Raw genomic sequence first — 8,827 nt, 5'->3', positions numbered from 1 at the left:
TCGACGGCGTCGGCCAGGTCACCGTGGACGGCGTACGGGACCTCCAGGTCACCGTCACCCCCGACGAGGCGAAGCTCGCCGACGCCGGCCTCACGACGCAGGCGCTCCTGCAGGCCCTCCAGGCGGGCGGCGCGACCGTCCCGGCCGGTTCCTTCGACGAGGAGGGCGCCAACCGCACCGTCCAGGTGGGCGGCGGCTACACCTCGCTCGAGCAGATCGAGGACCTGATGGTCGCCGGCGAGCCCGGCAAGGGCAAGCCGGTCCGGCTCGGCTCCGTGACCGAGGTGGAGCAGCGGGAGGCCAAGGCCGACTCCCTCACCCGCACCAACGGCGAGCCCAGCCTCGCCGTGGTGGTCACCATGGACCACGACGGCAGCGCCGTCGCGATCTCGGACGCCGTCGACGAGAAGTTGCCCGACCTGCGCGAGGCGCTCGGCTCGGGCGCCGACCTCACCGTCGTCAGCGACCAGGGCCCGGCCGTCGCCAAGGCCATCGAGGGCCTGACCGTCGAGGGCGCGCTCGGTCTGGTCTTCGCGGTCCTGGTGATCCTGGTCTTCCTGGCCTCGGTGCGCTCGACCCTGGTCACCGCGGTCTCCATCCCGCTGTCCGTCGTGCTCGCGCTGATCGTGCTGTGGACGCGCGACCTGTCGCTCAACATGCTGACCCTGGGCGCGCTGACCATCGCGATCGGCCGGGTCGTCGACGACTCCATCGTCGTCCTGGAGAACATCAAGCGGCACCTCGGCTACGGCGAGGAGCGCCGCGAGGCGATCCTGGGCGCCGTCCGAGAGGTGGCCGGCGCGGTGACGTCCGCGACGCTGACCACCGTCGCCGTCTTCCTGCCGATCGGCCTGGTCGGCGGCATGGTGGGCGAGCTGTTCGGCTCCTTCAGCCTCACCGTCACCGCGGCGCTGCTCGCCTCCCTGCTGGTGTCGCTGACGGTCGTCCCCGTCCTGTCGTACTGGTTCCTGCGTCCCCCGAAGGGCACCCCCGAGGACGCCGAGGAGGCCCGCAGACTGGCCGAGGAGAAGGAGGCGAAGAACCGCCTCCAGCGCCTCTACGTCTCCGTCCTGGGCTTCGCCACCCGGCGCAGGCTGGCCAGCCTCGCCATCGCCGCCGTCGTCCTGATCGGCACGTTCGGCATGACCCCGCTGCTCAAGACCAACTTCTTCGACCAGGGCGAGCAGCCGGTCCTCACCGTCCGTCAGGAGCTGGAGCCCGGCACCAGCCTCGCGGCGACCGACGCACAGGCCGAGAAGGTCGAGAAGCTGCTCGGCGACACCGAGGGCGTCAAGGACCACCAGGTCACCATCGGCTCGTCCGGCTTCATGGCCGCCTTCGGCGGCGGCACGGACAGCAACCAGGCCACCTACCAGCTCATGCTGGAGGACTCCGCGTCCTCCGCCGACGTGCAGAAGCGCATCGAGAAGGGCCTCGCCGGACTCGACGGCATCGGCACCACCACCATCGCCGCCGGCGACGGATTCGGCAGCCAGGACCTGAGCGTCGTCGTCAAGGCGGCCGACGCTCAGGTGCTGCGCAAGGCCGCCGACCAGGTGCAGGAGGCCGTGGCCTCGCTGGACGACGTCACGGACGTCACCAGCGACCTGTCGCAGAGCGTCCCGCGGATCACCGTCGAGGCCACCTCCCGTGCCGCCGCCGCCGGGTTCAACGACCAGACGCTCGGCGCGGCCGTCGCCCAGGCGGTCCGGGGCACCCCGGCCGCCAAGGTGGTGCTGGACGACACCGAGCGGGACGTCGTCATCCGGTCGGCCGAGCCCGCCACCACCCTGGCCGAGCTGAAGAAGCTGCGCCTGGGCCCGGTGAAGCTGGGTGACATCGCCACCGTCGAGCTGGTGGACGGCCCGGTGTCCATGACCCGGATCGACGGCCAGCGCTCGGCCACCGTCACCGCCCGGCCGACCGGCGACAACACCGGCGCGGTCAGCGCGGAACTCCAGACGAAGATCAACGCGCTCTCCCTCCCGGCGGGCGCGACGGCGGAGATCGGCGGCGTGTCCGCGGACCAGGACGAGGCGTTCGTCAACCTGGGCCTGGCGATGCTCGCGGCGATCGCGATCATCTTCATGCTGCTGGTCGGCACCTTCCGTTCACTCGCCCAGCCGCTGATCCTGCTGGTGTCCATCCCGTTCGCGGCGACGGGCGCGGTCGGACTGCTGATCGTCACGGGCACCCCGATGGGCGTCCCGGCGATGATCGGCATGCTGATGCTGATCGGCATCGTGGTGACCAACGCGATCGTGCTGATCGACCTGATCAACCAGTACCGCGCCCAGGGCTACGGGGTCGTCGAGGCCGTGATCGAGGGCGGCCGGCACCGGCTGCGCCCGATCCTGATGACGGCCCTGGCGACGATCTTCGCCCTGCTCCCGATGGCGCTCGGCGTCACCGGCGAGGGCGGTTTCATCGCGCAGCCGCTGGCCGTGGTGGTGATCGGCGGTCTGATCACGTCGACGCTGCTGACCCTGCTCCTGGTGCCGACCCTCTACGCGATGCTGGAGCTCCGCAAGGAGCGGCGCGCGAAGAAGAAGGCCCTGAAGAAGGGCACGGCGGCCGAGGAACCGGCGGAGTCGGAGAAGTCCGCGGGGTCCGCGGACGACCCGGCGCCGGCGCAGGTCTGACCGGTCCGCCGACCGGTCACACATGACGGAGGGCCTGCCCGGAACCAAGGTTCCGGGCAGGCCCTCCGTCGTCGTCGACGTGGCTACGGCAGCGCGAGCATCCGCTCCAGGGCCAGCTTGGCGAACTGCTCGGTCTCCCGGTCCACCTCGATGCGGTTGACCAGGTTGCCCTCCGCCAGCGACTCCAGCGCCCACACCAGGTGGGGGAGGTCGATGCGGTTCATCGTGGAGCAGAAGCAGACCGTCTTGTCGAGGAAGACGACCTCCTTGCCCTCGGGAGCGAAACGGTTCGCCAGCCGGCGTACCAGGTTCAGCTCCGTGCCGATCGCCCACTTGGAACCGGCCGGGGCCGCCTCCAGCGCCTTGATGATGTACTCGGTCGACCCGACGTAGTCCGCCGCGGCCACGACCTCCTGCTTGCACTCGGGGTGCACCAGCACGTTCACGCCCGGGATGCGCTCGCGCACGTCGTTGACCGAGTCCAGGCTGAAGCGGCCGTGCACCGAGCAGTGGCCCCGCCACAGGATCATCTTCGCGTCCCGCAGCTCCTGCGCCGTCAGCCCGCCGTTCGGCTTGTGCGGGTTGTAGAGGACGCAGTCCTCCAGGGACATTCCCAGGTCCCGCACCGCGGTGTTGCGGCCGAGGTGCTGGTCGGGCAGGAACAGGACCTGCTCGCCCTGCTGGAAGGCCCACTCCAGGGCCCGCTTCGCGTTGGAGGAGGTGCAGATGGTGCCGCCGTGCTTGCCCGTGAAGGCCTTGATGTCGGCGGAGGAGTTCATGTACGAGACGGGCACGACCCGGTCGGATATGCCGGCCTCGGTCAGCACGTCCCAGCACTCCGCGACCTGCTCGGCGGTGGCCATGTCGGCCATGGAGCAGCCGGCCGCGAGGTCCGGCAGGACCACCTTCTGGTCGTCGCCGGTGAGGATGTCCGCCGACTCGGCCATGAAGTGCACACCGCAGAACACGATGTACTCGGCCTGCGGGCGCGCGGCGGCGTCCTTGGCCAGCTTGAACGAGTCGCCCGTGACGTCGGCGAACTGGATGACCTCGTCGCGCTGGTAGTGGTGGCCGAGCACGAAGACCTTGTCCCCGAGCTTCTCCTTGGCGGCGCGGGCGCGTTCCACCAGGTCCGGGTCGGACGGTGAGGGGAGGTCTCCGGGACACTCCACACCGCGCTCGCTCCTCGGGTCGGCCTCCCGGCCGAGGAGCAACAGGGCGAGGGGCGTCGGCTGGACGTCGAGTTCCTGGGTCTGGGCGGTGGTCACGACACACACCCTTTCTGTTCTGCGGCTCGCCGGGCCCGTGAAGCACGGCCCGGCGGGACAAGGCGGGACACCGGTCCGACGACTTCTCGTCGGATTGACGCTATTTATCATATCCGGCTCGCGTCACTTTGACGACGGCCATAGCGTCCATGTGACGTGAATCCCGGCGCCGGTCCGTTCATTCCCCGGCCGGACCCGAACGGTTCCGGAGCGGTTTTCGGGGTGGTGTCCGGCAGAGGGACGGATGGACCGTTTTCCGCTCGCCGGGGCGTGTGCGAGCATGAAGGCGGAGCCGAGAGAACACGTTCCCGGCCCGGAATGAATCCGCGGCCCCACCGGTTGCAACCGTCGGCAAGCAGTCTCCGTACAACCCGGGAGAGATGTAGATGTCCGTATCGGACGAGACCACCACCGTCACCGACGGCATCCTCGTGACCGAAGCCGCCGCGGCCAAGGTCAAGGCGCTGCTCGACCAGGAAGGCCGTGACGACCTCGCCCTGCGCGTCGCCGTCCAGCCCGGCGGCTGCTCCGGCCTGCGCTACCAGCTCTTCTTCGACGAGCGTTCCCTCGACGGCGACGTGGAGAAGGACTTCGACGGCGTGAAGGTCGTCACCGACCGGATGAGCGCCCCGTACCTGGGCGGCGCCACCATCGACTTCGTCGACACCATCGAGAAGCAGGGCTTCACGATCGACAACCCGAACGCCACGGGCTCCTGCGCCTGCGGCGACTCCTTCAGCTGAGCAGGCTCCACCGCCGTTCCGGGACCTCTCCCGGACGGCACGGCGCACCACGAAGGCGGCGGTCCCGTTCGAACGGGACCGCCGCCTTCGGGCTTTCAGCCTCCCGTCACCGCTCCGAAGGCGCCGCGGGAAGCCGCGCGCCGTCCTTGTGCAGCGGCACCGGCTCACCGTCGGCGTCCACCACCTCGCGGGCTCCCAGCGGCGCGTCGAGCCGCACCGTCTGCTGGTACTGCTTGGCGATCAGGATGCAGACCTTGTCCGGCCAGGGCGTCTCGGTCACGGTGACCGTGACCCGGTCGCCGCTCTCGCCCGCCGTGGCCTCGTAGTCGGCGCACACCCCGCCGGTGAAGGTCACCGTCAGCTCGCCGCCCTCGGCGGTGTAGCCCTCGACGGCGACCCCGCGTGCGGCCGGCGCCGAGGTCGGCCGGTCGCCGTCCCCCGGCTTCGCCGGTTCCGTGCCGGTCTCCCCGGACCGTGCCCGCGGGGCGAGGAACTCCGGTTCGACCGCCGGGTACGTGACCGTGCCGCCGTCCTGCGCCTTCGTCGGCCGCACCTCGAACAACCAGGACGGCACGAGCGCCTGCTGCCCGTCCACCGAGTGCGCGGCCAGCCCGAACACCGCCTTCTCGACGGTGACCGTGTCCTTGGCGGGCAGGGTCGTCGCCGTGGCGCACGGCTCCTGCTGCCCCTGCCGGCCGTCGCCCTCCAGCGGTACGGGAGTGGCGCAGCCGCCGATCTCCGCGCGCTCACCGGCGCCCGGCGCCGTGTTCAGCAGTTCCAGCGCCTCCTCGGCGCCCATCACGGGGTACGTGTCCGCCTTCACCGGCGTCGACAGCCGACCGCTGCCGCCGACCACCTCACCGCCGTCACCGACGACCACTCCGGTCGTCCAGCCGTACGTCGGCAGCCCGCCGACCACAGGTTCCGCGTTCACCACCCGCTTGGCGCCCGCCATCTGGCCGGCGTCGAGCTTCGCGTCGTCCTGGCCCAACGCCTTCAGCACGGGCGCGGCGGCCTTCTTCGCGGCCTCCTCGCTCACCGCCGGTCCTCCGCCGACCGGCGGGGTCCTGCACGTCCCGCCCTTGCTGTCACAGGCGTCGGGGCCGGGCGCGTACCGGCTGAACGTCCACGTGCCGGGGGCGCTGCGGTCCACCCGCAGCGTGGGCCCGCTGCCGTCCTTGCCCCCGATCCGCCAGGCCTCGCCCTCCGCCACCGGCTTCCCGTCGACCCCCAGCGCCTTCGCGAGACCGGCCACCTGCGCCTCGGTGATCTGCCCCCGGGCGCGGTACACCGGCGCCGAGCCGGGTTCCTCGGGGAGCGGGCCGTCGGCGCGGTAGGTGGCGCCGTACGGGTTGGGCTCACCCGGCGCGATGCCGTGCGCCCCGCCCTCGGCGTAGGCGTCGAGGGTGAGCGGCGGGGGAGTCCCGTCCCCGTTCGCCCCCGGAGTCGTACCGCCGCCCGACCCGCCGACGGCACTGGCCGCGAGATACGCCCCGCCGCCCCCGACCAGCAGCACCGCCGCGGCCACCGCCGCGGCCAGTCCCGGCGACCGCCGCCGCCCGAACCTCTGGCCATGACCGTCGGCGCCGCCGCGCACGTCGGCGGGGCTCCGTACGACGGAGGGCTCGGCATCGGTCGCTTCGGTTTCCGGCTCCACGGCCGTTGTCGCTGCTGCTGCCGCAGCAGACGGCGTATCGGCTCCCGGTGTCCCGGTCGCCGGGTCCCCGGCTTCCGAGCTTTCAGCTTCCGGGCTTTCGGCCTCCGGGCTTTCGGCCGCCGCCTCCCCGTCCTGGGACGGAAGAGCCGGCGCGGGCCCGCGGCCCGCAGCCCTTTCCCCGGCACCGTCGTCCGCTTCCGTCTCCGCTTCCGTCTCCGCTTCCGCTTCCGCCTCCGCTTCCGCTTCCGTCTCCGCGGCGTCGGCGCTCGCGCCCACGTCCGCGGACGCCGAGGCTTCGGCCCCCGCGCCCCGGGACTCGTCCCGGGGCGCCTTCCCGGCCCCGTTCTCCGGCGCCCGGTCCTCGTTCCCGCCTGTCTCCGGGGTACCACCGCCCCCGGAGACCGCGGCATCCCGCGCCGGGGTCGCGCTGCCGTCGGGCTCCGGAATCTCGGGCTCCGCTCCGGGCGCCGCGCTCACGTCCGAGGTCTTCGGGGCCGACGGCCCGGCGTCCCCGGCCCGTACGGGGGAGTCCGCCTTCGTCTCCTCGGCCTCCGGAGCCCCGCTCACCGGAGCCCCGCTCACCGGGGCTTCGCCCCCCGCCGGCCGTTCGGCCCCGGCCCGCGGGGCCGTCCCGGGCTCGTTCTCCGGCACCCGGTCGCCGCCGGCCTCGACGGTGTCACCGGCGTCACCGGTGTCCTCCTCCGGTCCGCCGGCGCCGTCGGTCTCCGGGGCGGGTGCTTCCGGCGCCGGGCCGGGCGTGGCGGCGTCGTCCCGGAGCCCGCCCCGCGGGGCGCCGCTCCCCGCGCCGTCGGCCGAAGCGCCCCCGGTGTCGCGCGCGCTGCCGGGGGCCTCTGCCCCGGCGTCGTCGTTGTCGGGTCGCTCGGTGTTCACCGCATCGCTCCTTCGGCTGCACAGCTGTCCCTGAAGACCCTGCCCGGTCGTACCGGGACTGCTGACGGGTCGTATCCCGCATCCCCTTTACGGGGGACAGCGATGGGACGCAACGGAGGAGCGCACGGTTCCCCGAGCGCCCGTCCGGCCGCAGAAGAGCTCGGCTCAGTCGCCGTACTCCGACATGCCGTCCAGCAGACGGGCCGAGGAGGAGGGGACGGACACGCCGTGGATCAGGGACGGGGAGACCGGGCGGGCGGCGTCCCGGTCCGGTGTCGTCCAGCGGGGAGCCATCCGGGCGCAGTCGCCGCGCAGCGACGCGAGGTCGCCGTCGAGGTCGGCCTGAGTGGGGGCGTGGACCTTGAGGTTCGTCATATCGGCACCGTAGGCATGCCGCAGGTCACGAAGAAAGATCTACTATCGGGTAGTTTTGGCGGGCTTCATCGGGCGGCCCCCACCAGATAGCGTGGACCGTCAATCCCCCTCCCTCAGGAGAGTCCACGCCGTGCGCATCGCAGTCACCGGCTCCATCGCCACCGACCACCTCATGACCTTCCCCGGCCGCTTCGCCGACCAGCTCGTCGCGGACCAGCTGCACACGGTCTCGCTGTCCTTCCTGGTCGACAACCTCGATGTACGCCGGGGCGGCGTGGGCGCGAACATCGCCTTCGGCATGGGCCAGCTCGGCACCCGGCCGATCCTCGTCGGCGCCGCGGGCTTCGACTTCGACGAGTACCGGGCCTGGCTGGAGCGGCACGGCGTCGACACGGCCTCCGTCCGCATCTCCGAGACGCTGCACACCGCCCGCTTCGTGTGCACCACGGACGCCGACCACAACCAGATCGGCTCCTTCTACACGGGCGCCATGAGCGAGGCCCGGCTGATCGAGCTGAAGACCGTCGCCGACCGCGTGGGCGGCCTCGACCTGGTCCTCATCGGCGCCGACGACCCGGAGGGCATGCTCCGGCACACCGAGGAGTGCCGCACCCGGAACATTCCGTTCGCCGCCGACTTCTCCCAGCAGATCGCCCGGATGAACGGGGAGGAGATCCGGATACTGCTGGACGGGGCGACCTACCTCTTCTCCAACGAGTACGAGAAGGGGCTCATCGAGAGCAAGACCGGCTGGACCGACGCCGAGATCCTCGGCAAGGTCGGCCACCGCGTCACCACCCTCGGCTCCCGCGGCGTGCGCATCGAGCGCGCCGGCGAGGACCCGATCGAGGTCGGCTGCGCCCAGGAGGAGCGCAAGGCGGATCCGACCGGGGTGGGCGACGCCTTCCGCGCCGGATTCCTGTCCGGGCTGGCCTGGGGCGTCTCGCTGGAGCGTGCCGCGCAGGTGGGCTGCATGCTCGCCACCCTGGTCATCGAGACCGTCGGCACCCAGGAGTACCAGCTGCGCCGCGCCCACTTCATGGAGCGCTTCGCCCAGGCCTACGGCGACGAGCCCGCGGCCGAGGTGAAGAAGCACCTGGTCTGACACACCGGCGGTTCACGGACCCGGGAGCCACCGGGTCCTCGGGTCCACCGGACCCCGGGACCCCTGGACCCCTGGGTCCCACGGGCCCGGACCCCCGCCGTTCACGAGGTCCGGCGGACCGGGGCTCGGCCTATGTGGTCCGCCGG

General features: G+C 72.2%; 6 protein-coding genes. 3 read left to right on the top strand and 3 right to left on the bottom strand.

The features are described 5' to 3' along the window. Nucleotides 1-2,642 (top strand): efflux RND transporter permease subunit (locus AOK11_RS14395; protein WP_055594107.1); only part of this gene is annotated, 2,642 nt, incomplete at its 5' end. An 83-nt stretch (nt 2,643-2,725) separates the two neighbouring features. Here AOK11_RS14395 and nadA read toward each other — a convergent pair. Next, nucleotides 2,726-3,910: a quinolinate synthase NadA gene (gene nadA, locus AOK11_RS14390; protein WP_055594106.1), complete on the bottom strand. Its 1,185-nt coding sequence runs from the start codon at nt 3,908-3,910 to the stop codon at nt 2,726-2,728. Between the two features lie 386 nt (nt 3,911-4,296). Between nadA and AOK11_RS14385 the strand changes: the two genes are divergently transcribed. Next, on the top strand, nt 4,297-4,653 hold the full coding sequence (locus AOK11_RS14385; RefSeq protein WP_055574575.1) for a HesB/IscA family protein: 357 nt from the start codon (nt 4,297-4,299) through the stop codon (nt 4,651-4,653). Between the two features lie 106 nt (nt 4,654-4,759). On the opposite strand, the gene AOK11_RS14380 is transcribed toward AOK11_RS14385, so the two are convergent. Together AOK11_RS14380 and AOK11_RS14375 are read right to left on the bottom strand one after the other, a co-directional pair. Then, nucleotides 4,760-6,250, bottom strand: a complete 1,491-nt coding sequence (locus tag AOK11_RS14380; RefSeq protein ID WP_240497341.1) for a hypothetical protein — start codon at nt 6,248-6,250, stop codon at nt 4,760-4,762. A 1,116-nt stretch (nt 6,251-7,366) separates the two neighbouring features. Continuing rightward, the gene (locus AOK11_RS14375) at nt 7,367-7,576 is read right to left on the bottom strand and encodes a hypothetical protein (RefSeq protein WP_055594105.1); all 210 of its coding nucleotides are present in this window, start codon (nt 7,574-7,576) and stop codon (nt 7,367-7,369) included. A 130-nt stretch (nt 7,577-7,706) separates the two neighbouring features. Here AOK11_RS14375 and AOK11_RS14370 point away from each other — a divergent pair, with 130 nt between their 5' ends. Further along, complete coding sequence (locus tag AOK11_RS14370; RefSeq protein WP_055594104.1) at nt 7,707-8,681, top strand: carbohydrate kinase family protein; 975 nt, start codon at nt 7,707-7,709, stop codon at nt 8,679-8,681. The last annotated feature ends 146 nt before the right edge of the window (nt 8,682-8,827 follow it).

Source organism: Streptomyces hirsutus, from assembly GCF_001418415.1.
Classification (GTDB): Bacteria; Actinomycetota; Actinomycetes; order Streptomycetales; family Streptomycetaceae; genus Streptomyces; species Streptomyces hirsutus.
The sequence above is the reverse complement of the archived record's forward strand: the minus strand, read 5'-3'. Positions and strand labels throughout refer to the sequence as shown.

Excerpts from the sequence above, each read along its gene's own strand:
- AOK11_RS14385 (WP_055574575.1), top strand. The coding sequence starts at position 4,297 with ATGTCCGTATCGGACGAGACCACCACCGTCACCGACGGCATCCTCGTG.
- AOK11_RS14375 (WP_055594105.1), bottom strand. The coding sequence starts at position 7,576 with ATGACGAACCTCAAGGTCCACGCCCCCACTCAGGCCGACCTCGACGGC.